The sequence below is a fragment of the Hyphomicrobium sp. genome, assembly GCF_041674905.1.
GTDB lineage: Bacteria > Pseudomonadota > Alphaproteobacteria > Rhizobiales > Hyphomicrobiaceae > Hyphomicrobium_B.
The window spans coordinates 54,690-80,982 of the sequence record NZ_JBAYUV010000001.1 but is presented as its reverse complement, the minus strand read 5'-3'; the positions used below and the strand labels follow the sequence as shown (position 1 = coordinate 80,982).

Below are 26,293 nucleotides of genomic sequence, written 5' to 3'. Positions count from 1 at the left end.
CGGCCCAGACGCGCGCTGTCTTCATTCCCGAGGTTGTCATGGGTGCGACTGAGGGCTCTATGACAACTGGTGCGCGTCCTCGATCGCCGCCGGTAAAGCGTCGGCGAAGACGTCGAGATCATCGTCGCGGCCGCACGATACCCGGATGCAATGGTCGATGCCCTCGGCGATGGGTTTACGGACGAAAACGTCGCGATCGAGCAGTCCCTTCAGCACACGCTGCGCAAAGGCGCCGTCGCGACCGCAGTCAATCGCGACGAAGTTCGCGCCGGATGGCAGCGGGGACAGGCCGTGCGCCGATGCGATCGCGGCGATGCGTTCGCGCGCGGCAGCAATCGAGCCAACGACGTCACGCAGATAGTCTTGGTCCCGAAGCGCAGCCAGCGCCCCGATCTGCCCAACGCGGTTGATGCCATAATGATTGCGGACCTTATCGAAGGCTTCGATCACGCTGCTTTCGCCGATCGCGTATCCGATGCGGGCTCCGGCCAATCCGTAGGCCTTCGAAAAGGTCCGGTAGTGCACGACCTGTGAATTGGAAACGTCGATCGGCGGAGCGGTTCCGGCCGGTGCGGTCTCGACGTAGGCTTCATCGAGGATCAAAAGCGTTTCGGGCGGAAGGGCGCCGATGAATCGCGCCATCTCATCTGCCGGCAACCAGCTTCCCATCGGATTGTTCGGATTGGAGACGTAAAGCAGGCGGGCCGACACGGCTTTCGCCGCTTCGATGAGGCGCGGGATGTCTTCGCGCTTGTCGCGCATCGGAACGAGATTGAGCGAGCCGCCATGTGCGCGCACATGGAAATTGAAGGTCGGATAAGCGCCGTCGCTGGTCACGACCTCGGCGTCAGGCGTCAGAAACATCGTGCACGTCAGGCCGAGCAGACCGTCGATGCCTTCGCCGACGACCACGTTCTCGATTGCGACACCGTGATGGGCCGCAATCGCGGAACGCAACTCGAAATTCTCGGGGTCGGAGTACTTCCAGTTTTCGGCGGCCGCTTCGCGCATCGCGGCGACGGCTTTTGGCGACGGCCCGAAGACGTTTTCGTTGGCACCGAGGCGAGCGGCGAAAGGCCGTCCACGGGCGCGCTCCAGCGCTTCGGGTCCGACAAAGGGAACAAGCTTGGGCAGCGACGCGATGGTTGGCGCAAAAGGCGGGCGGGACATTGCTTCTCAGCTGGTTGCTTCAGAGGAGGCCGAGATCGGCGAGCTTCTTTCGCATCTCAGCCGGCATGACCGCAACCTGATCCCTTTTACCGCCTTTGAGATCCGGCGGCGCGTCCTCGTCGTCGAGATAGCGCCAGCCCTGGAAAGCACGGCGCGGCGTCGGCCGCACGGGAATAAGCGGAAGCGCCAATTGGATATGGCAGCACGGCGTGCCGTCATCCCTCGTCCCGTCTTCAAGTCCGACGAGCTTCTGGCGAACGAGGATCGTACCGCGGATCACCCAGTAGAGAGAACCGCCATCGAGCAGGTCGTCGCGCCGTTTCGGGAACTGATACGTCGGATGATAAACGCAGGCTTTGCCGTCGCGTGACTTGCACTGCCGGTTCTCGCGCTGCCAGTCCGCGAGGTCTTCGATTGAGCTTGCGCCGACGCAGAGCTTGACGAGATGCAGGGTCATGCCGGTTGTTGTGCTCCCGAGGCGGCTGGACGGCAACTCGCCTGTCCACAGCTTATCCGGACTTCGATGCGGCTCAGGGCTTGGCCATGCACGTTCCAGGATACTGCGCGAACATCGGCTGGCCGAAGAGCCCGAAATGGCGCGAATGCACGGCCGGATAAGCCCCGGTCGCAGGATCGCGGTCATAAATGGTGGTGAGGTTCAGAAAGCCTTCGTTCGCGACTTCCAGGAAGGTGTTCGCGTTCAAGGCGCGCACGATCTTGAGCGTATTGGCGGACTTGCCATCAAGGATGAGTGTGGCTGACTGCTTGTCGAGATCTATGTTGCTGATTTCAAACTTGAGATCCTTCGGCGGTTCGGAGCGGAATTTCCCCGACTCATACGTCCAGGAATGCCCCGTGGCGAAGTCGCAGGCGAAATGCGCCGGTCCAGGCTCATCCGCCAGCGACGGCGATCCCGCCGCGACAACGATGAGTGCCAGCAGCGCCATGCGCACGATCGACATCTCGCGTATCCCCTCCGAACAAAGCGTCGCGCAGACGGGCCGCCCGCCCTCCTGCTCCGATAATCTTAGTGAAATCAGAGGCGTGCAACCAGCGCAAATCTGCCGGCCCAAAAGCGGCTATGCGTTGGCGTACTCCGGGTTTGCCTTTAGCCTGCCCCGGAATCATGTTGAACGTCGCTTTTAGCGCCTGCCGGAGTGCGAATGCGTTTTCTCACCTCGCTCAGTCTGATCACGGTCGTCGTGCCTCTCACGCTGGTGGCGGGGGTCGGTAGCTCGTCGATCATCGCCAGCGCCTACGCAAAAAATTCGTGGCGCGACGGCGACCACGGCGCGGGCTATCAGGCCCCAGTCGACGACAAAAAGCTCAACTGCAAGCAGCTGTCCGGACGGACGCAGGTTCTGATCCTGCAGCTTCGTGGGTTTGGCGAGCGGAAGCAGGCATCGGGCGTCTCGCGCGGCTTGCAGACGATCTTCTCGTCGACGGTCGGGACGACGGCGACGGGGCGCGATCCGGACGGCCAGCATGCGACCGATCTGAAGCGTCTCCAGGATTATAATCAGCGTCTCGCAGCGGCGGGCTGCAAAAGCTTCGACCTCGATTACGAGCTCAAGCAAACTGATCCGCTTGTTTCGCCAGTGCCCCGGATCGCGCCGCCCAAGAAAAGCAAGGCGCCTGCCGACACGGGCCAAAAGAAGCAGCCCTGACAGAGCGCGCCGGGTATCGAGTCCGCTTGCGTCGTAACACACCAGTCACCGGCCCGGCTGGCGTTCGCCGCGTTTGGCTGTAGATTGCCGTCATGACCGAACAGAACGCAGACGCGACGCCGATCGAGCGTGCGAACAATTTTCCGTGGCCGCCCGTCCTGCTGGTCGTGCTGATCGCAGCGGCATCACTCGCAACGCGAAATTGGCCGCTCCCTTGGCCGGGAATGAACGACAGTCCGGCGCACTGGATCGGCATCGGCTTCGGCGTCGCCGGCGTAGCGCTGATCGTCTGGAGCATCCGGACGCTGACCAGGAACGGGACGACGTTTCATCCCGCTGGAGCATCCAGCGTGCTGGTGACTTCCGGACCATTCAGGCGTTTTCGGAACCCGATTTATCTCGGCGACATGCTGGTGCTGCTGGGAACAGCCGAAATCACCAAGTCGGTCTGGTTCGTCGGCGCGGCGCTGATTTTCGCGATCCTGGTCACGATCCTGCAGATCATCCCGGAGGAACGTCATCTCGAACGCCAATTCGGTGACGCGTACCTCGATTATAAAGCGCGGACGCGCCGCTGGATTTGATGCAGACTTGCGATGAGCACCGACTATGCGGAAATGGAGCGGGATTTCGTCGCCAGCCTCAAGGAGGACACTGGCCGGGATCTCGCGGCCTGGATGATCGCAATCCGGGGCTGCGGGCATAGCGACCGTAATGCGATCATCGACTGGCTTCGGCACCAGGGGTTTCAATTCTCCTGGGCCTCCTGGCTGGAGCGCATCCATCACAACGGCGGGCGGCTGATCTATGGCGGCGATCCCGGCAGCGTTCCCCCGCCAGCGCGCCCAAGGCCGCCGGAGGCGACGCGACACGGTCCGCGCCCGTTCGAGATTGTCCAGAGGCCATCGCCGCCACCGCGCGAGCTGAAACCGTCCGCGCCGCCGCCGCGCTCGGGTATCGAACGTCTGCTTGCCGATGCAAAAGGTCTACGCCCGCTCGCCGACCTCGTGCTGCGCGAAATCGGGCGCGCCATTCCCGGCGCCGAATTCAATGCCCAGGGCTCCTTTATCGTCATCGGAAAACCGCAACCGTTCGCGGCACTCCTGCCGTCTCCCAAGGCGCTCAGGCTCTACGCCAGTTTTGGCGCCGCCGGCATTCATCGCGCTAAACCTGCGGACGCGGTTAACAAATCCGCTTCGACGTTTCCCGACGTGCTGTTGCTCGACGATGCGCGCAGTATCGACGAGGATTTTCTAAGGTTGATCAGGATTGCGGCACGGCTGTAGCCTCGCCCAGTATTTGAATGCATTTGGATTTGTTGCATCAACGACGTTAGCGCAACATTGATTTGCCAGAATTTTCGGTGCCATTGATGCCGACGGAGGCGCCCATGTCGGTTCAGCGACGGCCCGCGATGGCCTTATGCCTCGCGCTTATTGCAAGTGTGGTCGTTCCAACCGGCGCCGCCGCACAGGCGGCGAAACGCGACGCCATCGCCGACTGGCTGAAGGCGCGCGAAACCAACACGCCGTCGCCGATCGATCCAACAGTCAAGAGCGATACGCTCAGTCCTTCGGCTGCCGCCGCCAAGGCTGCAGCCCAAGACCCGCGCGACGGCGATGTTCAATATGAGCAAGCCAAGGCGCTGATGGCGGCGGTGGATGCCGTGCTCAAGGACGCGGCCGATTCCCGCGCCGGGGCGAGCAAGCTTCCGAGCCGCGACGACTACATCATCCCGCCATTCTGGAAGGAAACGCGCGAAGACCGCAACACCAAGGTGCGCGATCTTCTCGACGCGGCACTCGGGATCGTCACCAACGCGCCGGTCGTCGACGTTCAAAAAAAGCTTGATGTGCTGCGCCATAACATTCGCGATATCGAAGACCAGAACGTCAAGCTGAAGGAAAAACAGCTCGTCGCACCGAAAGAGGCGAACTTCCCCGGCGTCCTGACGGATACCGTCGATTCGATCGAAGCGCAGATCGCGGAAAACCTTAAGCGTATCGGGGCGAACCGCGCCGAGATCAAAAAGGAAAAGGGCGAAATTGGTGCGGCGCTCAAGGCGGCCGGCATCGAACTGCAGCCCGAGCAGGTCGACCTGCTGCTCGACAGCGTGCTCTCGGGCGACCTCATCCGCCTCGTCGCCGTCTTCAACGCCGCCAAGATGATCGACGGGCAACTGGCGAAGCTCATCGGCTCGACGGGCGACAACATGGGCGCGGCTCGCCGCTATTTTGCGATGCATGCGGCGCTTTTCGCGATGCTCGTGCAGGCCCAGGACGCGACAATAGCAAAGATCGATACGCAGTATCTGCCGAAACTCGAGGCCATCATCGCGGATATCGCGGCGGCGCGGCGGCGGACCGCCGATCTCCTGAAGGCCGAGAATCGCCCGGACCAGCAGCGGGCGCTCGAATCGAATCGCGACAGCCAGAAGATTGCCGACTCGGCAGCGCAGACCTACCGCCGCTACCTGCAGCAGCAGCGTGAGCAGATCGCAAAGGCGCGGCTCAAGGCGTCGCACGATCTCAAAATCGCGGATAATACGTATGAAACCGTCGAAGCCAGCGTTCAGCTGCGCGACCTGATGCGTGAAAGTTCGACGTCGTTCGAGGCGATCCAGAAGCTCGAATCACCGAGCCTCGACCAGATCTTCAAGAACGAGGAACTGCGCAAGGAGTTCGAGGACCTGACGCGCAAGCTCGATGCGCCGGCGAGCTGAAGATCTATCAACAGCTGCCCGACCGCTGGGCTTCTGTTTGCGACGCGTATCGACTATGTTCCGCATGAGAACTAGTGCGATAGCTCCGAAAGTGAGCACTTCTATAATGGTATTTCACGGACGCATTCCAGAGAGCTCGGCCGCGACGAAGACGTTTGACGCGCTTCGCATCGAGGGCCGCGTTCTCACGACACCATCGCGGACCATCCCGATCGCGAACATCGCGACGGTTTCCGTCGGCACCCATGTCGCGCCGAAGCCGACCCTTCTCTATTGGGGACTCGCTGCGCTTTTCCTGGTGATGACATTCGGGTCGATGCGGCCAGACCTATCGTTTGGTCCGCTTGCGCCAACCGGGGCCACCGTGCTCCTGAGCTTCATCACGCTCGCCTTCGCGGCGCTGGCGCTGAAGCGGCAAGACAAGACACCGTATCTGCTGATTTCGTCGAATGATGGCGTGCTGTCACGCTTCGCCGCGCCCGATAGCGCAATTCTCAACGAAGTGCGCGGCATCCTAACCGAGAAGATCAATCGCGGAGACGACACGATCGCTTTCTCGATCGATTTCGAAAGCGGGCAGATCGAGAGCCTCGCAGGGGGCAAGACCAGCCTGCCGCCGCAACGCGGCCATAACGGCGCTGCGCATGCTCAAGCCGCGGTCGCGGCGCCCGGCGAGCGGGTTTCGCCGCAGCACGATGTTCCCCGCACTCGACCGCCCGCTGCTTCCGACGCGGCGCGCGGCGCACCCCGGCAGATCCGCACCCAACCGGCGCTTCCCTCGCCTGGAAACGGGGCCTCACTCGGCAACGGAGCGTCGCCGTACAACGGAGCTGGCTCTCCCGCAGCCAGCTCGTTCGTCGACTACAGCACGGTGCTTTCGGCGATCGTAGAAATGCACCGCTTCTATGCGCGCCAAGCTAACACGCAGCATCTCGAACAGCGGCTTTCCGAGCTTGAACTCCTGATGCGCGCGGGAACGCCGACGGCGACACAAAAGGCGCGCCTGCGCGAGCTCTCGAACGACATGTCGCAAATCCTGCAGGCTTACCCTCAGGCGGTCGAACTCTTCGACCACATCGGCGGCTTAGTTCCCGGCGGACAGCACTAGAGCCTTTCCGCTTTCCGCTTTCCGCTTTCCGCTTTCCGCTTTCCGCTTTCCGCTTTCCGCTTTCCGCTTTTCGTTGAATCGCGGATCGGCTCTAGGTTTTTGTTTCGTCGTGCTTCTTATCGGAAAACCGGTGTCCACTTTTCCGGAAGCACTCTTTGCTCTGTCGTGCTTCTTGTCGGAAAACCGGTGCCCACTTTTCCGGAAGCACTCTTCGTTTTGTCGTGCTTCTTATCGGAAAACCGGGGTCCACTTTTCCGGAAGCACTTTAGCGGCGATATTGTACGAATTCGGTCAGTACTCCGAGGCGATCATAGAGCGTCCGAGCAGTCGCATTCTTGGCTTGCGTCGCCCAATATGTGCGGGATGCGCCGCGCCGGTCGGCTTCGGCATAAACGGCCTCGATCAACGCCCGCCCGATGCCCTTTCCACGCGCTTCCGGCGCGACGAAAAGGTCTTCGAGGTAGCAATACCAATCGCGTGCCCATGTCGAACGATGGAAAACCAGGTTCGCGATGCCGAACGCGCGATCATTCCCGGTCGCGATGAGGGCGATCATGTTGTCCTCTCGCGCCAGCAACCGCTGCCACGCTGCTGCGATAATATCGTCCGGCACCTCCTCTTCGTAAAATGCGATGTAGTCGCGAAAGAGCCGGAGCCAGTCCTCGTAGTCGTCGGCGGTAACTGGGCGAACCTCGATCTTCATGGAGCCAGTGTCGACGTCAGCCATGGCGTTGCAAGTCCTGATCAAGTTTAGAGCCGGCAATGGCCGTTCGGCACGCCACGGACCGGATGGAACAAATGCGGCAGGGCGCCGCGCGAATGGCAGCATCTACGCTATAAACCGCTCATTATCGCGGCTATTGGGTCACAGTGCGAGCGCCGATAGCGGCGAGACAACCGCGCATTCGTTGAACGTTCATATTCACCCCCCTAAAAGTCGCCGTTCGGACCGGTAAACAAGTAGGATCCCATGCGGCACACTTCACTGTCCGTCATCGCTGTTGCGGCGTTGCTTTCGCTGGCAGCCGTTCCCTCAGTTTACGCAGAAATCGAAGCCGGTGGCGCGGTCAAGGCGGATGCCTGCGCGGACGATGGGAAGACGCTCGGTGTGTCGCGCACGGTCGAGATCGATACCGCCGGCGGACCTGCGATCGGCGGCGACCAAAAGGGCGCGGCGCAGTTTCTGAAGGACGGTGAAGTCGTCCTGACATTCGACGACGGCCCGGTGAAATCCAGCACGAGGGCTATTCTGAAGGCGCTCGCCGATCAGTGTACGAAGGCGACCTTCTTCATGGTCGGACAGATGGCGCTGTCGGATCCTGCCATGGTTCGCGAAGTTGCCGCGGGCGGAAATACGATCGGCACCCACACCTGGTCACACAAGAACATGCGGTTCGCCAACACCAAGGCGATCGACCAGCAGATCGAAAGCGCCATCTCCACGGTGTCGAAAGCCAATGGAGCGCCGGTTGCGCCGCTGTTTCGCTTTCCCTACCTGAGTTCGAGCCGACAGGCGGATGCCTACCTCAAGAGCCGGCATATCGGTGCTGTCTGGGTCGACGTCGATTCGAAGGACTACCTGACGCGCAATCCCGATGTCGTCAAAAATCGCATTCTCACGCAGCTTGCGACGACGAAGAAAGGCATCATTCTGATGCACGACATCCACGCCTGGACCGCGAAGATGCTGCCCGGGCTGCTTGCCGCGCTTCACGAAAAAGGCTTCAAGGTCGTCCACCTCGTCGCTAAGGCGCCCGTCGAAACGATCGCGTCTTATGATGCGGCAGCGGAAAAGGCGATTGCGTCGAAGACGGCCGCGAAGGCTGCCGATCCGATGGCCGAGCGTTCCGTCGTCTGGTCGATGACGCCGCCTCCCGGCGCGAAGCACAAGCCGTCGAAGGCCGCGAAGAAAGTGCAAGCCAAGCCGTCGATCGTCGAAGACGTGCCCGCTGCTACGCCGGCCAAGGCGCGGAACTCCGGAGCGCCGAAAGACGAAGCTCCACTCTGGCAGTTCAACTTTTTCAACTGAGCAGACGACGCCTCGGCGAATGAGCGAGTGGCGGGGCGCCTTCGTGGAGGCGCTCGCCTGGGCTGAGCAGCGATGCCTGCGCAAAGCCACCCGTAGGGAGAAAATCGACGCGCCCGATATTTCTCGCGACCCGGGCTTGCGCGTGCTCAAGGCTTCGCGAGCGCGCGCGCTTGCATCGTCCTTTGAGGGACTGTTGAACGTGGAAGGTGGGGGCTTCCGGGATGACCAATGGCCTGGCGAGCCATATGGTGCGGTTGAGAGGACTCGAACCTCCACGCCGTTTCCAGCGTTACCACCTCAAGGTAGTGCGTCTACCAATTCCGCCACAACCGCAGACCGGACCTTAAGGCCCGGCTATCGCAAGCATAGGAACCACCGAAGCAATCCCAACCGCGAAGACGCCCGACGTAACAGAGCGGTCTGGCGAACGCAAGCGCCAGATTGGCTCTGGCGGCAATCATGATGACAGCAGCGCATGAATAGGAACCGCGGCAGGCTCGCGCAGGGGAAGCCGGAGCGCACATTCCGTCAGGCAACAGCATAGCGGGCTGGCGATCGATCGCCGCCTGCCATACATAATAACTATGTTTTCCAGCGATTCCCGCGCTGCTCCAGGTTCCGCGCCCGCGGTCGATTGGGCGATCAGCGATCGTCCGATCGAATATCCTTTTGCGCTCGACGCCATGCGCAGTCGAGCTGCGGCAATCCGCGACAACGGGTCTCCCGAGCTGATCTGGCTTCTCGAGCATCCGCCGCTCTACACGGGCGGCACCGGAGCGAAAGACGATGATCTCCTCAATCCCTCGGCGCTGCCGATCTTTCGAACGGGGCGCGGAGGCCAGTTCACCTATCACGGGCCGGGTCAGAGGGTCGTCTATGTGATGCTCGACCTCAAGGCGCGGGGGTTCGATATCCGGGCCTTCGTCACGCGGCTCGAAGCCTGGATCGTCGGCACGCTGGCTCAGTTCAACGTCACAGGCGAGACGCGGCCGGATCGCGTTGGCGTCTGGGTCAAGCGCGCTTCATCGACTGGCGCCATCGAAGAGAAGATCGCGGCCATCGGACTTCGCGTCAGTCGCGGGATCACGACGCATGGCTTGAGCATCAACGTCGATCCCGACCTTTCCCACTACGACGGTATCGTTCCGTGCGGGATCCGCGACTATGGCGTCACCAGTCTCGCGGGCCTCGGCTTGCCGGTCACGAACTATGATGTCGACGTTGCATTGAGAGCGAACTTCGAGCGCACGTTCGGGGCGACGAAGCGTGCCGAGCCGCCGGAGGCGGGTTCCGAGAATTCCCGTGCGAGGTGATTACTAAGTTTCTGAACTGAAAAAGAAAAGGCGCCTGTATCCTGAGGGGATACAGGCGCCGAATGCACGTGCCGTAATCTAATCTCTAGTTATTTCGCTCTCCGTTGACCGTGTCGCTGCCACCGGTCGGCGCTACCTCGATCTTCGAAGAATCATAATAGAGAAAACCCCCTTCGACCGAGACGCTTTCCGAGCCTTGAAGCTCGTACTCGTCTTTCGAATTGTCGTTGAGGCGGATGATGCAGCCCTTCCGACAGACCCCATCGATCACCTTGCCGGACGGCAAAACCTCGTCTTGGCGAGAGGGCCCCTCAGTGATGGTGAGTTTGACGTCCTTATCACTGCGGTTGGTAATCGTGGCTGCGGAAGCAGCCGAGGTCATAAGAAGAGCTGCGATCGTGCAAACCGTATGCTTTGGAATATCGATACGGCGGCTCCCACGATCACGGCAGAAAGTCATTATTTCTTTTTCTTCTTAGCTGCCTTTTTGGCAGGAGCTTTTTTGGCGGCTTTCTTTGCAGCTTTAGCCATTGTGGATCGTCCTTCCGTTTTGATCGTTGACAGACGCGTGCGTCTGTAGACCCGACTCGAGTCGAGTCATTTTCGACATTATAAACTTCAAGACATTGCACAAACGAAATTTGATGTTTGGTGATATCGAAAATGTCGATAGATAAGTTTTTATCTCAGATGTGAAGTTCGAACCCAATGGACGTCAATCTCGCTCGCACATTTCTGATTGTTGCTGAGACGGGCAGCTTCGTTGACGCTGCGCGAAAGCTCAACATCACGCAGTCGACCGTCTCAGCTCGAATTAAAGGACTCGAAGATCTGCTCGGACGACCGCTGTTCACGCGTTCGAAGTCCGGCGTCGAACTGACGGGGGCCGGCGAACTCTTTCAGAAACATGCGCTGGCGCTGGTGCGCGTCTGGCAGCAGGCGCAGCTTCAAGTTTCCCTTGCAGATCAGCATCCGGAGCACATTTCGGTCGGTGCGCCGCTCAGCCTATGGAACGGATTTCTATTGAAGTGGGCGTCGGGGCTGAGGGCGAATATCCCAGGCATCGCGCTCTCGGCGACGGCGGGCGCCTCGTCTCAGTTAAGCCCGCGTCTGATCGAGGGAACGTTGGATCTCGCCGTCATGTATCGCCCGTCGCTGCCGCCAGGTCTCACCATCGAACACCTGTTCGACGAGGAATTCGTCCTCGTGTCTTCAGCCAAAGCCGGGGGACGCCGCACCGTCAGCGATTATCTGCTCGTCGATTGGGGCATCGATTTCGTGCAGGATCACGCCGCCGCTTTCCCCCAGCACGCCAATCCCGCCATCAGCCTCGATCTCGGACCGATGGCCCTCGACTACCTGCTCGCCAATGAATGCTCCGGCTATTTTCCAGCGCGCATGGTGAAAAAACTCATCGCGCGCGGCCGCGTGCGGGAGCCGAAAAGGGCCCGCAAGTTCATTTATCCCGTGTACATGGTCTACCCGGAGGCGCGGAACGAAGAGGCTTTCGAGCCCATTTTGCGCGGGCTTCGGCGCGCCGCAGCCAAGTTCAACTAGCTGCGGGGCACTGTCGCTGATCGTCGTTTACTTTCAGGCGAACTCGATGATCACTGCGTCGACGGCCAGGCTATCGCCGGCTTGCGCGCTGATCTTCTTCACCTTGCCGTCGCGTTCGGCCTTCAGGATGTTTTCCATTTTCATGGCTTCGACGACGGCGAGCGCGTCGCCCGCCTTCACATCCTGGCCCTCGGTGACGTTGATGGCCTTCACGAGGCCCGGCATCGGGCACAGCAGATATTTCGACATGTCGGCCGCGACCTTGACCGGCATGAGCGCCGCGAGTTCCGCTTCGCGCTCGGTGTAAACGAAGGTCGGCGCCTGCATGCCGCGATAGGATAGGAGCATGCCGTTCGCGATCGGACGGACCTGCACGGCGACGGCGACACCTTCCACGGTGCCGTGCCAGACCGGCTCGCCGGGCCACCAGTCCGAGGTGATCTCCAGCGTTTTCGTCGGCTCACCACCGTCGTTCAAGATCGAGATATAGTAAGGCCCCGGGATCGTGCCCATCGCTTCAAGCACGACCTTGGCTTCGCCGACCTTGACGATCCGGCGCTTGGCGAAGCTGATCGATCGGCCCGCCATTTGATGCGTGATGTCGCGGCGGCGTGCGTTACCGAGGTGATCGATCGCACCGGCGACCGCGGCGAGCGTGATGAGATCGGCCCCTTCCGGCGCGCGGGGTTCGAAGCCGTCCGGAAATTCTTCCTTGATGAAGCCGGTCGAGATTTTGCCGGAGCGCCAGCGCGGATGCTGCATCATGGCGGCGAGGAACGGCATGTTGTGCTGGATGCCATCGATATAGAAAGCGTCGAGCGCGCCGGCCTGGGCCTCGATCGCGGCGGCGCGGGTCGGAGCGTGCGTCACGAGCTTGGCGATCATCGGATCGTAGAACATCGAGATCTCGCCGCCTTCGAAGACGCCGGTATCGTTGCGAACCGTCACGCCGTCCTTCTTGCCTTCGGCCGGGGGACGATACTTCACGAGGCGTCCGATCGAGGGCAGGAAGTTGCGGAACGGGTCTTCGGCGTAGACGCGGCTTTCGACTGCCCAGCCGTTGAGCTTGATGTCGGCCTGCTTGAAGGGAAGCTTTTCACCGGCTGCGACGCGGATCATCTGCTCGACGAGGTCGATGCCCGTCACGAGCTCTGTCACGGGATGCTCGACCTGCAGGCGGGTATTCATTTCCAGGAAGAAGAAGGAGCGATCCTGGCCGGCAACGAACTCCACCGTGCCGGCGCTGTCATAGCCGACCGCCTTCGAGAGCGCGACGGCCTGCTCGCCCATCGACTTGCGGGTCTTTTCGTCGAGCAGCGGCGAGGGAGCTTCCTCGAGCACTTTCTGATTGCGGCGCTGGATCGAGCATTCGCGTTCGCCAAGATAGACGACGTTGCCGTGCTTATCGCCCAGCACCTGAATTTCGATGTGGCGGGGATTTTCGATGAACTTCTCAACGAAGCAGCGGTCGTCTCCGAACGACGACTTCGCTTCCGAGCGCGCAAGCTGGAATCCTTCCTCGGCTTCCTTGGCGTTATAGGCGATGCGCATGCCTTTGCCGCCACCACCGGCGGAGGCCTTGATCATCACCGGATAACCGATCTCGTTGGAGATCTTGACCGCCTGCTTGGCGTCGCCGATTTCACCGAGGTAGCCGGGAACGGTTGAGACCTTGGCGGCGGCTGCCGCTTTCTTGCTCTCGATCTTGTCGCCCATCGCGGCGATCGCCCTGGGATTGGGACCGATGAAGACGATGCCATGCTTCTGAAGGGCGAGCGGGAATGCTTCGCGCTCGGACAAAAATCCGTAACCGGGGTGGACCGCCTCGGCGCCGGTCGCCTTGCAGGCCTCGATGATCTTGTCCATGAGCAGGTAGGATTGCGCTGCCGGCGCCGGACCAATGTGAACGGCTTCGTCGGCCATCTCGACGTGGAGGGCGTCGCGATCGGCGTCCGAATAGACCGCCACCGTCTTGATGCCCATCTTGCGCGCCGTCTTGATGACGCGACAGGCGATTTCACCGCGGTTTGCGATCAGAATTTTCTTGAACATGGGCCGTCCCCGGTCTTTGCCGTGATTGTTTGTTTCGCTGCTCATGGGAATGCAACGAGCCGTTCTAGAGTGTGGCGGGAACGACGTAAACATGGCAAGGCGGCGCTGGACCTCCCGGACCTGCGATCACCTGCCGCATAAAACGGCTTTAGCCTGGACTTTCGTCGCACCGGCGCTCAGGCGGCGGTGACCAGCCGCGCCACGGCCTCGCTGAGAGAGGGGTGGATTTTTGGGCTTTCCTGCTCCAGATATTTCACCAGCGCCGTTTCGCTGGGGCTCAAACGCCCGTCGCGACCCAGGCGGCTGACGAGCCAAGCCGCCTCGGCCTCGGTAATCTCTTCGTTGGTGATGATTTGGATCCGCTGGTGCTCGAGCCGCGCCAAAGCGCGCTCTTCGCTCGTCTGGTCCTGATAGGCGTCCTGGATCGACGCGAGATTGGCGCGAACCATCGAGAGAAGCGCGGCGAGCACGGACGTTTGCTGGTCCGGCTCATGCAGGCTTGCTTCCTGGCGCAGCGCTTCCTCGCGCGAGGGAACCCGATAGCCCGACGCCGCCATCATGACGTTGGCGATCGCCTTGACGAAAAAGTCCGTCCAGACCGGATTGGGTTTCTGATCGGCGACGGCTTCATCGATGTCGAACAGGACGTCGGCCTCGGCGCGGGTGATCGCGATGTGACCATCGCCGCCGAACGCGTAGATCATGCGGCGGAGCAGATCGACTTCGGCTTCGGTGATGGCGCCTGCGGAGAGAGACTTGCCAGCCCGCAGCGGACCATCGCCATGAATGACGGCGGCCTTGACCTGCTCGAGCGCGAATTTGACGAGACTGACGGGAGCCCAACGCGCCTTGTCGAGAACATTGACCAGCAGCTCGAGCTCGGTCTTGCTGTCGACGCGGCCATCATGAGAGATGCGCTCGATCAGCCAATGGGCGTTGTCCGCCGTCAGATAGCCTTGCGGCTTTTCCTGAAAGACGACGTAGTCGGTGACGGCTTCGATGAAAAAATCAGCCCAGTCGGCCGGACGCTCGCGACAAGCGTCGTTGAGATCGAAGATGAGCCCGGCCTCTTCCGCAGTGACGATGCCGTCCTCGTAAAACACCTGCCGTAAGGCGCGTAAATCCGAACCTTCAAGGCTCCCGCGATTTACGATTTCCCCAACCCGAAGCGACTGCAACCCACTCATCGGTAACCCAACCCCAAGCGCCGGCAACTGCGGTTGAGAGTAGGGTCCTATGCTTAATCGCGGATTAAAGGCTGCGCGAAAATTAAACGATGGCCAATATGGGCATTCCGATGCGGCTCAGCGGCAACGGCACAGGCAATGGCCGTGCGGCGGCAGGAGATCGAGGACCGCAGCCCCAAGCTGCGATCCTCGTTCATTCCTGCAGCGCTCCCGCAAGCGCAGCAGGAAACATGTCGAGCGCTAATGGACCTCTATTTCTGTCACTGCGGATGAACCGTTGCTGAAGGGCGTCGGCGACGGCGTGGCATTTCCAATTTTTAATGTCGGCGTCGAACGGACGCGACACACGAGAACCGAATGCCGGCGGCTGGCGACATAAAAAATTATGGCCCGTCCGGCGGGGGGCTGCCGGACGGGCCTATTCGGCCGTTTACGCTTGCAGTCTAGGAGCGCGAACGCAAAAGACCGGTAGAAGCTCTTTGCGGAGACGGGGGGAAATCTCCGCAAAGCGATGGCTGACTGCGTAGCGAGAGATCCCGCGATCAACTCGCACGCAGTCAATCTATGAACGGGCGTGCGCGGAGTTTCCGTCGCCGAATTCTCTTTGCGCAGCCCGTCGCTTCGAAGGAGGTCACTGCGCGAGATGCGCCAACAATCGCGAGCGCGGCTGCGGCAGGCTTTGTCCGCGCGGGAGCAGAATGCGCGTTTCAAGAAAATGTCCCGTCAGCGCAAAGCCTAAGCGGACGTCGTCTTCGGTCACGTGACCCGATCTATTCTTGGTCAGAAATGCGGGAAGCGGAAGCAGCCTATCCCGGTATGGTTCGCCTGCGGACGCTGATACGGCGCGTCCCGTTCGCGGAGAGACATAGATCAGCTGGTCGTTGCTGCCCGTCGCCGCGCATTGGCTGAGGTCGAGACCAAATCCTAATTCGTCGAGGAGCGCCAGTTCCCAGCGCACCATGAGCGCCGGCCAAACCGTTGCGTCATTCAAGAAGCCCAGAACAAAAAGGGTGATTTCGTAGAGGTTCGGATGCGGGTCGCGCTCGGGCAGCAGGCGCGTCAACGTCGTCAGCGTCGAGAGCGCCGCAAGGGCTGCGGCATCGTCGAGCGTTTCGGCCGCAAAGGCGCGGCGCATTTCAATCGTCACATGGCCGAGCTGATCGGCAAGTCGCGCCTTCCAGGTTGCGTCAACGTGATTGCCGGCTTGCAGAATGGGACGGAGGCGGCGCGACCGGCCGCCGTGAACGAGGCCGAGGTGGCGGCCGTGCGTCCGCGTCCACAGTTCTATGACCGCCGCCGTTTCACCGTGCGGCTTGACCGATAGAACGATGGCTTCATCCGTCCATTGCATAATTCAGAGATCGCCATTCGGAGATCGTCGGGCGCCTCACGACTTCGGGAACGGCAGGCCCATCTCGCGGTAGCGTTCCGGGTCGCTTTCCCAATTCTCGCGCACTTTGACGAAGAGGAACAGATGCACGCGATGACCCGCCATTTCCTCGATCGAGCGGCGGGCGGAACTTGAAATTTGCTTGATGGTCGCGCCGTTCTTGCCGAGGACGATCTTTTTCTGCCCGTCGCGCTCGACATAAATCGTCTGCTCGATGCGTGCCGAACCGTCCTTCAGCGTCTTCCAGCTCATCGTTTCGACGGTCGTCGTGTAGGGAAGCTCCTGGTGCAGATAGCGATAGATGCACTCGCGCGTCATCTCGGCGGCCTGCGTGCGCATCGGAACGTCGGTGACGTCGTCTTCGCCGTAATGCCAAGGACCAACGGGGACGGCTCCAGCGAGATATGTGCGCAGATCGGCGACGCCTTTGCCATCGAGCGCCGAGACCATGAAGATCCGGTCGAAGGCCAGTTCCTGATCGAGACGTTTCGCCAGCGCCAGCAGCTTCGGCTTGTCCTCGACCCGATCGATCTTGTTCAGAACGGCGACGCGCTTCATGCGCGCCGTTTTCAAACGCTCGACGATCCCCATGACATCATCGTCGGGACCGGCGGCGGCGTCGATGACCAGAAGCACGGCGTCGGCGTCCTCGAGACCGCTCCACGCCGCATCGATCATGGCGCGATCGAGCCGGCGCTTCGGATTGAAGATGCCGGCGGTATCGAGAAATACGATCTGACTCTGACCCTCGACGGCAATGCCACGGATCGGCGCCCGCGTCGTCTGCACCTTGTGCGAAACGATGGCAACCTTGGTTCCGACCAGCGCGTTGACGAGCGTCGACTTGCCCGCGTTCGTCGGCCCGAGCACGGTCACAAATCCACAACGCCGTTCGCCGGCTTCGGACGCTCCGTGCGCTTCGTCAGATTTCGCCAAGACGGCCTCCTTCTCCCTCGCGGGTTAAAAGTGCCGTGGCAGCGGCTTGTTCCGCGATGCGCTTCGATGCGCCTTCGCCTTGAGCAGGCGCACGTCCGGCAATGATGACTTCGGCGGTGAATCGCGGAGCGTGATCCGGCCCCTTGCGCGATACGACCGTATATTTCGGCAGCGCCAGACCCTGGCCTTGCGCCCATTCCTGCAATGCCGACTTGGCATCGACCGCAACTTCCGGCACGGGCTCCGACTGCTCTTGCCAAAGCTTGCGAACGACGGTGCGAGCCTTCTCGAAACCGACGTCGATGAAAACGGCGCCGAGCAACGCTTCCGCGGCGTCGGCAAGAATTGTCGTCTTGTCGCGCCCGCCGCTGTCGGCTTCGCTTTCCGACAGAATGAGATGCGCGCCGAGGCCGATGTTGCGCGCGACCTTGGCGCAGGCTTCGCCACGCACCAGCTGGTTATAGCGGCGGGCAAGCTCGCCTTCGCTCGCCTCGGGATATTGCTGATTCAGGATCTCGGCGATCGCAAGCCCAAGCACGCGATCGCCGATGAATTCCAGGCGCTCGTTATCGAAGCGCGCGATTTTTCCGCCGCGAACGCTGGCGTGCGTCAAGGCCCGCTCCAAAAGACCGGGGTCCTTGAAGCGATGCCCGAGCTTGGTTTCAAGCTCCTTGAATTTTCGAGGTCTCAACATGTGTCTGTGCTGGTAGCGGTTTACCGCACGAGATGGAAGAACCTGTTCCAGCGGATGTCAAATGGCCATGTCCATGGCGACCACCAGCGGAAGGCGTCCGGCTCATCGACATCGGCGGAGAAGAAGATGATCTCGGCCCGTCCGATGAAGTTCTCGTACGGAACAAAGCCAACGCCATAGCGGGACGACTGGACCCGGCTGTCGGTGGAGTTGTCGCGGTTGTCGCCCATCATGAAGTAATGGCCGGGCGGGACTTTATAGACGCTGGTATTGTCGTAGGGGCCGTCCGGATCGCTGTCGAGAACGTCGTATTTGACACCGTTCGGAAGCGTCTCCTGATAGACGGGAATAGCCCGCTCCCGGCCTTCCTCGCGCGTCGTGAACGTACCCGCCGCGACCTTCGGCACCCCCTGCCCGTTAATAAAGAGCTGGCCGCTCTTCATCTGGATTTCGTCGCCCGGAAGGCCGATGACGCGCTTGATGTAATCGGTCGAATTGTCTCGTGGCAGCTTGAACACCGCGACGTCGCCACGCTTTGGCTCGGCGCCCCAAATCCGGCCGGAGAAAAGATCCGGACTGAAGGGAAATGAAAACTTGCTGTAGCCGTAGGAGAGCTTCGACACGAAGAGGTAGTCGCCAACGAGAAGCGTCTCCTTCATGGAGCCCGACGGTATATTGAACGGCTGGAAGAAGAAGATGCGAACGAGCATCGCGATCGCGAGCGCTTCGACGACGATGATGAGGGTTTCCGACCAACTCGATCCCGACGTCTTGGTACCAATGCTCATTCAGGGAGGCTCCTCTGCGCCGCCGAGCGGCATCGGCCGGACTCGATTTATGTCAGCGGTTCGCTATAGCGAGTTTGCCAAAGGCCCGCAATGAAACGCGGCAACATGACAAAAACGTAAGTGAAAACAGTAGGTCGCACCCCTCGTGCCGGGCATGGCGAAATTTGACGGCTCAGCCTGGGCGGACGTCGTCGCTGGCGACCGCGGAGATCACGACGAATGCCTCGGCCAGCGGATATTCATCCGTCAAGGTGACGTCGATGCGGGCCGTAAAGCCTTTCGGAGTGAGCATCGCCAAATGGCGGGCGGCGCCGCCTGTCAGAGCCAGGATCGGGCGGCCGCTCGGCGCGTTAACGACCCCGATATCGCTGAAATAGACGCCGTTGCTAAAGCCCGTCCCCAGAGCCTTCGTGGCAGCTTCCTTGGCCGCGAAGCGCTTGGCGAACGTGCGGGCCGGGTGTGCGCGCGACAGGGCTTTGCGACGTTCCTCCTCCGTGAAGACGCGCAGCAGGAAACGATCGCCATAACGCTCGATCGTTTTTTCGATGCGGCGAATATCGCAGAGGTCATTGCCGATGCCGAGGATCATCGATCGGACCGACCCGTGCGCGCAACGTCATCCCGCGCTTCATCCATCAACAGCCGCATACGCCTGACGGCTCCCGACAGGCCGCCGAAGATTGCTTCTCCGATCAGGAAGTGGCCGATGTTAAGCTCGACAATCTCCGGCATCTGGGCGATCGGCTTGACTGTGTTGTAGGTCAATCCGTGACCCGCGTGGACTTCGAGACCAGCAGAGGCGGCAGCCCGAGCGGCTGTCGCATGGCGCTCGATTTCTCGCGCGACGCCAGCCGCGTCATGCTCGAGCGCCAGATTGCAATAGCGGCCCGTATGAAGCTCGACGATGTCGGCGCCGACATTCGCGGCCGCTTCGATGGTCTTGATATCGGGCTCGATGAACAGCGAAACGCGGATGCCTGCGTCCTGGAGTTTCGCGACAAAGGGCTGCAACGTCTTGACGCTGCCCTGCACGTCGAGGCCACCCTCCGTCGTCCTTTCCTCGCGACGCTCGGGCACGAGACAGCACGCATTCGGCACGTGACGGATCGCAATTTTGAGCATCTCGTCCGTTGCCGCCATTTCGAGATTGAGCGGCCGCGTCAGCTCGTTCTTGAGGCGCGTTATATCGGTGTCCGAGATGTGGCGGCGGTCTTCGCGAAGGTGCGCGGTGATGCCGTCGGCGCCGCCTTCGATCGCGAGATGCGCGGCGCGGAGCGGGTCGGGATGCACGCCGCCCCGCGCATTGCGCAGCGTTGCAACGTGATCGATGTTGACGCCGAGCCGCAGCGGAGCGCGACGCGCGGCAGCGATTGCGGATTTTTCAGATTTATGAGGAGCAGGCACGATCTTGGGCCATCGGAATGTCGTTACGGGGGACCGGCGTCCGCCGGTCAGCGGGCTCTACGACGTTTCTGAAAAACGCGCACGGCCTGTCGGGTAGGATAGTAACTAAATACGGCTGCGATCAAGCCGACGAGCAGTCCGCCGATGACCAGCGGCTCGATAATCGGCGACAGACTGACGACCGCGCTGTCGAGCGACCGGGACGGGGCCATCAGTGTCGCGCTCAGCGCGTTGGCGCTCTGGACGAAATGCTCGGCGGCATAGGCTGGATCATCGCCCAGCACCCAGACGCCGGCGACGTAGGATGCGCTCCAGATCGCGGGCCAGCTCAACGGATTGCCGATGAATGTCCCGAGCAAGGCGGCGGGAATGCTGACACGCAGCAGAAACGCAATCGCGCCCGCGAGCGCCATCTGGAAGCCGAGAAACGGCGTGCACGCGGCGAAAACTCCGGCCGCGCATCCCAGCGCAACTTCGTGCGGCGTCGCGCGGAGCCTCAGAATACGGCGCCAATAATAGATGAGATGCTTGCGCAGGGGCACCAGCTTCAGCGCCCACCTACCGGCAACATCCGAAGCAACTGACACCCTATCTCGCAAACTGCGATGGACCATCGTACGCCCTGTGCCGGCTCTCCTACGCGCCCGAACCTAGGCGCAGATTAAGCTACTCGAACAGACGTTCAACCTTCGCGACGGAAGATTTCGCCCTGAGGCCTGCGATAATGTGGTTCAAATGCACCAAATCGAAGACCTCAAGCTCGATGTGCATGACCGTAAAGTCCGCTGCACGCTTCGCCATCCTGATGTTATCGATATTGCCGCCGGTCTCGCCGATAATCTTGGCGATTTCGGCCAGCGAGCCTGGCGCATTAAGGGCAGTTACGCTGATTCGCGCGGGAAATCGCTGCGGATGCTCGGGATCGACGTCCCATGTCGCATCGATCCAGTGGGCTTCCTCATATTCCTTGAGGCGCGGCGAATGGATCTGAAACACGCGGATGCCCTCTCCGGGGGCCATGACGCCGACGATCCGATCACCGGGAACGGCGCCGCCCGGCTCGAAGCGGACGGGAAGGTCCTGACTCGGGCCGCCGATTGAAATCGTTGCGGCATTATCGATTTCCGCAGTGCGGAATTTCAGGCTTTCGATCTTTTCGATGTTGAACCAGCCGTCCTGCGCTTGCGCGCGGCCAAATCTGCGGCTCGGTTTATAGCCTTCGTCGATCGGACTTGCGCCCGTCTGGGGCATGATCGCGGCGAGGATATCCGGCAACACGACGTCGTTGCGACCGACCGCCGCCAGAAGCTCGTCGGCCGACTTGAACCCCATCTTGGGAGCGGCGGCCTTTATCTTCTCTTCGGAATAATCAATCTCCATGCCCGCCAGCGTCGAGCCGACGAGCTGACGGCCAAGCTCGATGAAGCGTTTCCTCTCGGCTTCGCGCGCCGCGCGGCGGATCGCCGCTCGGGCGCGCCCCGTGATGGCGAAGGCTTCCCAGGCGGCCGAGCGCACGTGGCTCTTCGATGTCTCGATCACGACTTCATCGCCGTTACGCAAATGCGTATCGATCGGCACATGACGGCCGTTGATGTAAGCGGCAATGGCTTCGTTGCCGACGTCGGTGTGGACGGCGTAGGCAAAATCGAGCGGCGTCGCCCCGCGCGGCAATGCGATGAGGCGTCCTTTCGGCGTGAAGCAGAAGACCTGATCGTGAAAAAGCTCGAGCTTCGTGTGCTCGAGAAATTCTTCCGGATTGGCCGCTTCGAGCAGCGAGGAAATCATCACCCGGAGGCGCCCGTAGGGACTGTCGTCGGCGTCTTCGTCGGAGCCGCTGCCGTTCGCCTGATACTGCCGGTCCTTGTAGAGCGCATGGGCGGCGATGCCGTATTCGGCGATATGCTGCATTTCGCGCGTTCGGATTTGCAGTTCGACGCGCTGATGGCGCGGACCGTAAACGGTCGTGTGAATGGACTGATAGTTGTTGCGCTTCGGCGCCGAGATATAGTCCTTGAAGCGGCCGGGCACCGTGCTCCACGTGGTGTGGACGATGCCGAGTACCCGGTAGCAATCCTCGATCGAGTCGACGATGACGCGAAATCCGTAGATGTCGGAAAGCTGCTCGAGGCTGATCTGCTTGTTTTCCATCTTACGCCAGATCGCGTAAGGTTTTTTCTCGCGCCCCGCGGCTTCCGCCTTGATACCGGCGTCGGCGCATTTGTGCGCGATCGCGCGCCGAATTTCCTCGACGAGACCACGATTGGGCTGGCGCAATTCAACCAGCTTTTCCGTCACGATCTCGTAGGCTTGCGGATGCAGCCAGCGAAAGGCGTGATCCTCGAGTTCCTCGCGCAGCGCCTGCATGCCCATCATGCCCGCGAGCGGCGCGTAGATATCGAGCGTTTCCTCGGAATTGCGCTGACGGCTCTCGGGCTTCATGTGCTCGAGGGTCCGCATATTGTGAAGTCGGTCCGCGAGTTTCACCAAGAGGACGCGGATATCGGTCGAAATCGCAATCAGCAGCTTGCGGAAATTCTCGGCCTGCTCCGCCTTTTTGGAAACGAGGTCGAGGCGCTTTATCTTCGTCAGGCCGTCGACGAGGCTGCCGATCTCGGCCCCGAACATCTGGTCGATCTCGGCTCGCGTCGCGTCGGTATCCTCGATGACGTCATGCAGCAGGGCCGTTGCGATCGTGGCGTCGTCGAGCTTCAGCTCGGTGAGGATGGCGGCGACTTCGAGAGGATGGGAAAAATAGGGCGCGCCTGACGCACGCTTCTGATTGCCATGCGCCTTCATCGCGTAGACGTAGGCGCGATTGAGCAGCGCCTCGTCGGCCTTTTGATCGTATTTGAGAACCCGCTCGACGAGTTCGTACTGCCGCATCATGACCCGCCGCACTCCTTCCGGGCGCAAGCGTACCTGAATCTGCGGCGCAGATTAAAGACAAACGGGGTGCGGCTATGCGATGGAACCGTCCGCGCCACCGATTTAGCGCGAGCGGTCCCGCGGATCGCGATCACGTTCGCGCTCCCGTGGGCCTGCGCCCGATCCGATGTTCGCGGACGGCTCGAGCGGGGTCATGCTTTCGAGACCACGCAGAAGCTGCTCTTCCGTCATCACGTCGACCTGCGTATCGCTTGCCAAGTCATCGCGGCCGAGCATCGGCGCGCGGCGATCCGGCGGCAGAAGCGGTGCGGCGACGGCTTCCGGCTCGTCGACTTCGGTGTTCTTCTGGATCGAGGAAATCAACGTCTCGCGCATGTCGTCGGGCGAAATGGTTCGTTCGGCGATTTCGCGCAACGCGACGACCGGGTTCTTATCGTCATCAGGTGCGATGGTGATGGCGCTGCCGTTGGTGATGGCGCGAGCCCGGTGTGCCGCAAGGAGAACCAGCTCAAAACGATTAGGAATTTTGTCGACGCAATCTTCGACAGTAACGCGAGCCATGAGGGCTGACCTTCCCTTGGTTTAACTTCGGCTGCTCAAATGGAATGAGGGCGCACACAATCTCTCGGACCGCTTCGCAGCGCCACGTTCCTGCTTGTTTCGCACCTTAGCGTGTAAAACGCAAGATCACTTGATCGATGTCGTTGCACGAAGTTCCAGGTTATCGTTGCGTCGTTCCGGGTTTCGAGCCACAAATTGACCAGACTATTTGTCACAATTGTTAATCGTGACGATAATCTGCTATCGATGTATCTACGCTGTAGAAGCGCTTTGACTCCCTGCCCGACACGGCTTTCGTCGCGGACGAGGATGACTTTTCCCCTCAATGCCCCCTGGCGACGTTGTTGGACATTGTTTAATTATTGAATTGGCATCAGGGATCGGCCATGCATTTTTATCCGACGGAACGTATCGCATTATTCATCGACGGCGCTAATCTTTATGCGACCGCCAAGTCTCTTGGTTTCGATATTGATTACAAGCGCTTGCTGGGGCTTTTCCGGCAGAAGGGGCAGCTTGTCCGGGCCCTCTACTACACGGCGCTGGCCGAGGAGCAGGAATATTCCTCGATCCGTCCATTGATCGACTGGCTGGACTACAACGGCTTCTCGATGGTGACGAAGCCGACGAAAGAATTCACCGACGCGACCGGCCGCCGCAAAGTCAAAGGCAATATGGACATCGAGCTTACCGTCGATGCCATGCGGCTTGCCGATGCGCTCGACCACATCGTGATTTTCTCGGGCGACGGAGATTTCCGCAGCCTCGTTGCCGCCCTTCAACAAAAGGGCAAGCGCGTCAGCGTCATTTCGACGTTGCAGACGCAGCCGCCGATGGTCGCCGACGAATTGCGCCGCCAGGCCGACCATTTCATCGATCTCGCGGATCTTGAGGATCAGGTCGGCAGGGCTCAGAGTGGCCGCACCCCTCCGCGTGAAGGCGCTCGCAGCTATGCGGGTCGTGGATCGTCACAGTCGCCGCGCGACGTGGGCTATTTTGGAGACGACGACCTCGCAGAAGAGGAAGTCTGAGCGAGCAGGTTCTCTCAGAAGGCCATTGACGCATGGCAGGCCCGCTGACGGCTGACGTTACCGGGCCTGCGACGGCACCTGAGGCTCCCGTCAAATGCGGACGCTGTCCGCGTCTCGTCGCTTTTCGCCATGAGAACGAGGCCAAGGAGCCAACCTGGTTCAACGGGGCGGTTCCATCGTTCGGCGATCCCAACTGCAGACTTCTGATCGTGGGATTGGCGCCCGGTCGCAACGGCGCCAACCGGACCGGGCGGCCGTTCACCGGCGACTACGCCGGCGATCTTCTGTACGCGACGTTGCTTTCCTACGGCTTCGCACGCGGAGATTATCAGGCACGCAGCGACGATGGACTGAAGCTCGTCGACTGCATGATCACGAATGCGGTGCGCTGCGTGCCGCCCGAAAACAAGCCGGAGCCGAAAGAGATCGCGACCTGCCGGCCCTTTTTCCAATCACGTCTCGGGCATCTGCCGCGGCTGCAGATCATGCTGGCGCTCGGGCGCATTGCGCATGATCAGGTTCTGACGACGCTCGCGAAGCGCAAGGCACTCTTTCCGTTCGCACACGGGGCACGCCATGAGATCGAACCAGGCCGCGTGCTATTCGATAGCTTCCACTGCTCGCGCTACAATACCAACACCGGCCGGCTGACGCCCGCCATGTTCCGATCCGTGTTCGAAGATATTAGACGCGCGCTCGATTGAGCGAGAGCAGCAGCTCGCGGGCATGGGTCGCGGGCGGATGCACCGGATAGATCACCCGGTAGATCACGCCGTTTTTCACGATCATCGTCAGCCGCTTGAGATACGTCTCGCCGCCGGTTTCGAAGCGCGGCAATTTCAATGCGTCGGCAAACGCGAATTTCTCGTCGCTAAGCAAGAGGTATGGAATTCCGGCGCGAACTGCGAACTCGTGCTGCTCCGCGTGCGGTTGCGCACTCAGACCGAACACCTCGTAACCCAGCACTTCGAACTCGGCATAATAATCGCGAAAGGCTTCGGCTTCAGGCGTCGAGCCGTGAGCGCCGGGAATCGTATCCCAATCCGGCGGATTGGACGTGCCGGGCGTTCCCGTCATCGGATAGACGAAGACGACGGCGCGTTCCTGATAGCGTGCGAGGTTCACGTTCGCGCCGCGCGTCGCAGGCAGCGAAACGTCCGGCACGCGGGTGCCGGCTATCAGATGCTTCGCGCCGCCATCATCGACGGGAGCAGGCCAGGGCCGGACGTCTTTCATTGTGAGCGCCTGTTCGATTGCAGCCAGGAAAGCACGTCGCCTGCGTTCCGATCCGGTGGAAAGACAGGGTAGAAAACGTGGCTTACCATTCCATCATCAATGATGAGTGCGAGGCGTTTCGCCAAGGTCATGTTCTCGACGGTCATCATAGGCAGGCGAGCCGCGCTCGAAAATTCCAGATCCGAATCCGACAGCAAAGGGAACGGAAGATGCAGCCGTTCGGCCAATTCCTGCTGGTAGGCGAAATCCTGCGTTGAGAAGCCGTAGACATGTGCGGCGCCGGCTTCTTTCAGTTCCACGTAAATATCTCGAAACGCGCACGTCTGCGGCGTGCAGCCCCGTGCGCCCGGAATCTGATCCCATCCTTCGGGCAAAGCGATGCCCGGCCGACCCGTCATCGGATAAACGAAAACGACGGTGCGCCCGGTCAGCCGCGCCAGCGAAACGATGGAACCGTCGGTTGCCGACAAGGCGACGTCGGGCAGAGCTGCTCCGGTCAGGTGGCGTGCACCGCCGTCGTCAACGGGACTCGGAAGCGCCGACCAGTCGACGTCCATGAAAT

General features: G+C 61.1%; 29 protein-coding genes and 1 tRNA gene. 11 read left to right on the top strand and 19 right to left on the bottom strand.

What is annotated here, in order from left to right; genetic code table 11:
• Nucleotides 1-57 precede the first annotated feature (57 nt).
• The 3 genes from WC026_RS00405 to WC026_RS00395 all read right to left on the bottom strand — a co-directional run bounded on the left by WC026_RS00405 (nucleotide 58) and on the right by WC026_RS00395 (nucleotide 2,132).
• Nucleotides 58-1,170, bottom strand: coding sequence for a pyridoxal phosphate-dependent aminotransferase (locus WC026_RS00405; RefSeq protein WP_372708813.1), 1,113 nt, complete (start codon nucleotides 1,168-1,170; stop codon nucleotides 58-60).
• Between the two features lie 19 nt (nucleotides 1,171-1,189).
• A complete protein-coding gene (locus WC026_RS00400) occupies nucleotides 1,190-1,627 on the bottom strand; it encodes a DUF1489 family protein (protein WP_372708812.1) in 438 nt (145 codons plus the stop codon).
• Nucleotides 1,628-1,700: 73 nt separating this feature from the next.
• Nucleotides 1,701-2,132 (bottom strand): hypothetical protein, encoded by a 432-nt coding sequence (locus WC026_RS00395; protein ID WP_372708811.1) that lies wholly within the window; start codon nucleotides 2,130-2,132, stop codon nucleotides 1,701-1,703.
• Nucleotides 2,133-2,333: 201 nt separating this feature from the next.
• On the opposite strand from WC026_RS00395, the gene WC026_RS00390 reads away from it, so the two are divergent.
• The 5 genes from WC026_RS00390 to WC026_RS00370 all read left to right on the top strand — a co-directional run bounded on the left by WC026_RS00390 (nucleotide 2,334) and on the right by WC026_RS00370 (nucleotide 6,667).
• Nucleotides 2,334-2,837, top strand: a complete 504-nt coding sequence (locus WC026_RS00390; RefSeq protein WP_372708810.1) for a hypothetical protein — start codon at nucleotides 2,334-2,336, stop codon at nucleotides 2,835-2,837.
• Nucleotides 2,838-2,929: 92 nt separating this feature from the next.
• Complete coding sequence (locus WC026_RS00385; RefSeq protein ID WP_372708809.1) at nucleotides 2,930-3,421, top strand: isoprenylcysteine carboxylmethyltransferase family protein; 492 nt, start codon at nucleotides 2,930-2,932, stop codon at nucleotides 3,419-3,421.
• Nucleotides 3,422-3,433: 12 nt separating this feature from the next.
• Entirely contained in the window at nucleotides 3,434-4,123 is a 690-nt protein-coding gene (locus tag WC026_RS00380; RefSeq protein ID WP_372708808.1) for a hypothetical protein, read from the top strand.
• Between the two features lie 104 nt (nucleotides 4,124-4,227).
• Nucleotides 4,228-5,559 carry a hypothetical protein gene (locus WC026_RS00375; protein WP_372708807.1) on the top strand — a complete coding sequence of 444 codons (1,332 nt, stop codon included), beginning with the start codon at nucleotides 4,228-4,230 and terminating at the stop codon, nucleotides 5,557-5,559.
• A gap of 91 nt (nucleotides 5,560-5,650) precedes the next feature.
• Complete coding sequence (locus tag WC026_RS00370; RefSeq protein ID WP_372708806.1) at nucleotides 5,651-6,667, top strand: hypothetical protein; 1,017 nt, start codon at nucleotides 5,651-5,653, stop codon at nucleotides 6,665-6,667.
• 265 nt (nucleotides 6,668-6,932) lie between these two features.
• Here WC026_RS00370 and WC026_RS00365 read toward each other — a convergent pair whose 3' ends face one another.
• Entirely contained in the window at nucleotides 6,933-7,394 is a 462-nt protein-coding gene (locus WC026_RS00365; protein ID WP_372708805.1) for an N-acetyltransferase family protein, read from the bottom strand.
• Between the two features lie 243 nt (nucleotides 7,395-7,637).
• Here WC026_RS00365 and WC026_RS00360 point away from each other — a divergent pair, with 243 nt between their 5' ends.
• On the top strand, nucleotides 7,638-8,696 hold the full coding sequence (locus tag WC026_RS00360; protein WP_372708804.1) for a polysaccharide deacetylase family protein: 1,059 nt from the start codon (nucleotides 7,638-7,640) through the stop codon (nucleotides 8,694-8,696).
• A 246-nt stretch (nucleotides 8,697-8,942) separates the two neighbouring features.
• Here WC026_RS00360 and WC026_RS00355 read toward each other — a convergent pair.
• A tRNA-Leu gene (locus WC026_RS00355) sits at nucleotides 8,943-9,029 on the bottom strand.
• A 251-nt stretch (nucleotides 9,030-9,280) separates the two neighbouring features.
• Here WC026_RS00355 and lipB point away from each other — a divergent pair.
• On the top strand, nucleotides 9,281-10,009 hold the full coding sequence (gene lipB / locus WC026_RS00350; protein ID WP_372708803.1) for a lipoyl(octanoyl) transferase LipB: 729 nt from the start codon (nucleotides 9,281-9,283) through the stop codon (nucleotides 10,007-10,009).
• Nucleotides 10,010-10,094: 85 nt separating this feature from the next.
• On the opposite strand, the gene WC026_RS00345 is transcribed toward lipB, so the two are convergent.
• Nucleotides 10,095-10,391: a hypothetical protein gene (locus WC026_RS00345; protein WP_372708802.1), complete on the bottom strand. Its 297-nt coding sequence runs from the start codon at nucleotides 10,389-10,391 to the stop codon at nucleotides 10,095-10,097.
• A 27-nt stretch (nucleotides 10,392-10,418) separates the two neighbouring features.
• Between WC026_RS00345 and WC026_RS00340 the strand changes: the two genes are divergently transcribed.
• A complete protein-coding gene (locus tag WC026_RS00340; RefSeq protein ID WP_372708801.1) occupies nucleotides 10,419-10,589 on the top strand; it encodes a hypothetical protein in 171 nt (56 codons plus the stop codon).
• A 128-nt stretch (nucleotides 10,590-10,717) separates the two neighbouring features.
• Complete coding sequence (locus WC026_RS00335; protein WP_372708800.1) at nucleotides 10,718-11,566, top strand: LysR family transcriptional regulator; 849 nt, start codon at nucleotides 10,718-10,720, stop codon at nucleotides 11,564-11,566.
• A 33-nt stretch (nucleotides 11,567-11,599) separates the two neighbouring features.
• On the opposite strand, the gene WC026_RS00330 is transcribed toward WC026_RS00335, so the two are convergent.
• The 11 genes from WC026_RS00330 to rpoZ form a co-directional block, all read right to left on the bottom strand.
• Nucleotides 11,600-13,618 (bottom strand): acetyl-CoA carboxylase biotin carboxylase subunit, encoded by a 2,019-nt coding sequence (locus WC026_RS00330; RefSeq protein ID WP_372708799.1) that lies wholly within the window; start codon nucleotides 13,616-13,618, stop codon nucleotides 11,600-11,602.
• A 176-nt stretch (nucleotides 13,619-13,794) separates the two neighbouring features.
• A complete protein-coding gene (locus tag WC026_RS00325) occupies nucleotides 13,795-14,805 on the bottom strand; it encodes a hypothetical protein (protein WP_372708798.1) in 1,011 nt (336 codons plus the stop codon).
• A 631-nt stretch (nucleotides 14,806-15,436) separates the two neighbouring features.
• Complete coding sequence (gene recO / locus WC026_RS00320; protein ID WP_372708797.1) at nucleotides 15,437-16,156, bottom strand: DNA repair protein RecO; 720 nt, start codon at nucleotides 16,154-16,156, stop codon at nucleotides 15,437-15,439.
• Between the two features lie 36 nt (nucleotides 16,157-16,192).
• Nucleotides 16,193-17,131 carry a GTPase Era gene (era, locus tag WC026_RS00315; RefSeq protein ID WP_372708796.1) on the bottom strand — a complete coding sequence of 313 codons (939 nt, stop codon included), beginning with the start codon at nucleotides 17,129-17,131 and terminating at the stop codon, nucleotides 16,193-16,195.
• Nucleotides 17,118-17,825, bottom strand: coding sequence for a ribonuclease III (gene rnc, locus WC026_RS00310; RefSeq protein WP_372708795.1), 708 nt, complete (start codon nucleotides 17,823-17,825; stop codon nucleotides 17,118-17,120). Before rnc ends, era begins: the two co-directional genes overlap by 14 nt.
• Nucleotides 17,826-17,845: 20 nt before the next feature.
• Nucleotides 17,846-18,613 carry a signal peptidase I gene (lepB, locus tag WC026_RS00305; protein ID WP_372708794.1) on the bottom strand — a complete coding sequence of 256 codons (768 nt, stop codon included), beginning with the start codon at nucleotides 18,611-18,613 and terminating at the stop codon, nucleotides 17,846-17,848.
• A gap of 172 nt (nucleotides 18,614-18,785) precedes the next feature.
• Entirely contained in the window at nucleotides 18,786-19,202 is a 417-nt protein-coding gene (acpS, locus tag WC026_RS00300) for a holo-ACP synthase (RefSeq protein WP_372708793.1), read from the bottom strand.
• Entirely contained in the window at nucleotides 19,199-20,017 is an 819-nt protein-coding gene (locus WC026_RS00295; RefSeq protein ID WP_372708792.1) for a pyridoxine 5'-phosphate synthase, read from the bottom strand. Before WC026_RS00295 ends, acpS begins: the two co-directional genes overlap by 4 nt.
• A 47-nt stretch (nucleotides 20,018-20,064) precedes the next feature.
• On the bottom strand, nucleotides 20,065-20,604 hold the full coding sequence (locus WC026_RS00290) for a DUF2062 domain-containing protein (protein WP_372708791.1): 540 nt from the start codon (nucleotides 20,602-20,604) through the stop codon (nucleotides 20,065-20,067).
• A gap of 79 nt (nucleotides 20,605-20,683) precedes the next feature.
• Nucleotides 20,684-22,903 carry a bifunctional (p)ppGpp synthetase/guanosine-3',5'-bis(diphosphate) 3'-pyrophosphohydrolase gene (locus WC026_RS00285; RefSeq protein ID WP_372708790.1) on the bottom strand — a complete coding sequence of 740 codons (2,220 nt, stop codon included), beginning with the start codon at nucleotides 22,901-22,903 and terminating at the stop codon, nucleotides 20,684-20,686.
• A 102-nt stretch (nucleotides 22,904-23,005) separates the two neighbouring features.
• Nucleotides 23,006-23,464 (bottom strand): DNA-directed RNA polymerase subunit omega, encoded by a 459-nt coding sequence (rpoZ, locus tag WC026_RS00280; RefSeq protein ID WP_372708789.1) that lies wholly within the window; start codon nucleotides 23,462-23,464, stop codon nucleotides 23,006-23,008.
• Nucleotides 23,465-23,850: 386 nt separating this feature from the next.
• Here rpoZ and WC026_RS00275 point away from each other — a divergent pair, with 386 nt between their 5' ends.
• Nucleotides 23,851-24,495, top strand: a complete 645-nt coding sequence (locus tag WC026_RS00275; RefSeq protein ID WP_372708788.1) for an NYN domain-containing protein — start codon at nucleotides 23,851-23,853, stop codon at nucleotides 24,493-24,495.
• A gap of 32 nt (nucleotides 24,496-24,527) precedes the next feature.
• Entirely contained in the window at nucleotides 24,528-25,199 is a 672-nt protein-coding gene (locus tag WC026_RS00270; RefSeq protein WP_372708787.1) for a uracil-DNA glycosylase, read from the top strand.
• Here the strand turns inward: WC026_RS00270 and WC026_RS00265 are convergent.
• Together WC026_RS00265 and WC026_RS00260 are read right to left on the bottom strand one after the other, a co-directional pair.
• Nucleotides 25,180-25,731: a peroxiredoxin gene (locus WC026_RS00265; RefSeq protein WP_372708786.1), complete on the bottom strand. Its 552-nt coding sequence runs from the start codon at nucleotides 25,729-25,731 to the stop codon at nucleotides 25,180-25,182. The genes WC026_RS00270 and WC026_RS00265 overlap by 20 nt on opposite strands.
• Nucleotides 25,728-26,288: a peroxiredoxin gene (locus WC026_RS00260; RefSeq protein ID WP_372708907.1), complete on the bottom strand. Its 561-nt coding sequence runs from the start codon at nucleotides 26,286-26,288 to the stop codon at nucleotides 25,728-25,730. The genes WC026_RS00265 and WC026_RS00260 overlap by 4 nt, the downstream gene beginning before the upstream one ends.
• Nucleotides 26,289-26,293 lie beyond the last annotated feature (5 nt).

Bases quoted from the DNA above. Each gene is read 5' to 3' on its own strand.
- rnc (WP_372708795.1), bottom strand. From the start codon at position 17,825: ATGTTGAGACCTCGAAAATTCAAGGAGCTTGAAACCAAGCTCGGGCAT.
- acpS (WP_372708793.1), bottom strand. From the start codon at position 19,202: ATGATCCTCGGCATCGGCAATGACCTCTGCGATATTCGCCGCATCGAA.
- WC026_RS00385 (WP_372708809.1), top strand. From the start codon at position 2,930: ATGACCGAACAGAACGCAGACGCGACGCCGATCGAGCGTGCGAACAAT.
- WC026_RS00365 (WP_372708805.1), bottom strand. From the start codon at position 7,394: ATGGCTGACGTCGACACTGGCTCCATGAAGATCGAGGTTCGCCCAGTT.
- WC026_RS00390 (WP_372708810.1), top strand. From the start codon at position 2,334: ATGCGTTTTCTCACCTCGCTCAGTCTGATCACGGTCGTCGTGCCTCTC.
- WC026_RS00330 (WP_372708799.1), bottom strand. From the start codon at position 13,618: ATGTTCAAGAAAATTCTGATCGCAAACCGCGGTGAAATCGCCTGTCGC.
- WC026_RS00335 (WP_372708800.1), top strand. From the start codon at position 10,718: ATGGACGTCAATCTCGCTCGCACATTTCTGATTGTTGCTGAGACGGGC.
- rpoZ (WP_372708789.1), bottom strand. From the start codon at position 23,464: ATGGCTCGCGTTACTGTCGAAGATTGCGTCGACAAAATTCCTAATCGT.
- WC026_RS00375 (WP_372708807.1), top strand. From the start codon at position 4,228: ATGTCGGTTCAGCGACGGCCCGCGATGGCCTTATGCCTCGCGCTTATT.
- WC026_RS00380 (WP_372708808.1), top strand. From the start codon at position 3,434: ATGAGCACCGACTATGCGGAAATGGAGCGGGATTTCGTCGCCAGCCTC.
- lepB (WP_372708794.1), bottom strand. From the start codon at position 18,613: ATGAGCATTGGTACCAAGACGTCGGGATCGAGTTGGTCGGAAACCCTC.
- WC026_RS00400 (WP_372708812.1), bottom strand. From the start codon at position 1,627: ATGACCCTGCATCTCGTCAAGCTCTGCGTCGGCGCAAGCTCAATCGAA.
- WC026_RS00395 (WP_372708811.1), bottom strand. From the start codon at position 2,132: ATGTCGATCGTGCGCATGGCGCTGCTGGCACTCATCGTTGTCGCGGCG.
- WC026_RS00345 (WP_372708802.1), bottom strand. From the start codon at position 10,391: ATGACCTCGGCTGCTTCCGCAGCCACGATTACCAACCGCAGTGATAAG.
- WC026_RS00265 (WP_372708786.1), bottom strand. From the start codon at position 25,731: ATGAAAGACGTCCGGCCCTGGCCTGCTCCCGTCGATGATGGCGGCGCG.
- WC026_RS00260 (WP_372708907.1), bottom strand. From the start codon at position 26,288: ATGGACGTCGACTGGTCGGCGCTTCCGAGTCCCGTTGACGACGGCGGT.
- recO (WP_372708797.1), bottom strand. From the start codon at position 16,156: ATGCAATGGACGGATGAAGCCATCGTTCTATCGGTCAAGCCGCACGGT.
- WC026_RS00325 (WP_372708798.1), bottom strand. From the start codon at position 14,805: ATGAGTGGGTTGCAGTCGCTTCGGGTTGGGGAAATCGTAAATCGCGGG.
- WC026_RS00360 (WP_372708804.1), top strand. From the start codon at position 7,638: ATGCGGCACACTTCACTGTCCGTCATCGCTGTTGCGGCGTTGCTTTCG.
- WC026_RS00275 (WP_372708788.1), top strand. From the start codon at position 23,851: ATGCATTTTTATCCGACGGAACGTATCGCATTATTCATCGACGGCGCT.
- lipB (WP_372708803.1), top strand. From the start codon at position 9,281: ATGTTTTCCAGCGATTCCCGCGCTGCTCCAGGTTCCGCGCCCGCGGTC.
- WC026_RS00405 (WP_372708813.1), bottom strand. From the start codon at position 1,170: ATGTCCCGCCCGCCTTTTGCGCCAACCATCGCGTCGCTGCCCAAGCTT.
- WC026_RS00340 (WP_372708801.1), top strand. From the start codon at position 10,419: ATGCTTTGGAATATCGATACGGCGGCTCCCACGATCACGGCAGAAAGT.
- WC026_RS00270 (WP_372708787.1), top strand. From the start codon at position 24,528: ATGGCAGGCCCGCTGACGGCTGACGTTACCGGGCCTGCGACGGCACCT.
- WC026_RS00285 (WP_372708790.1), bottom strand. From the start codon at position 22,903: ATGATGCGGCAGTACGAACTCGTCGAGCGGGTTCTCAAATACGATCAA.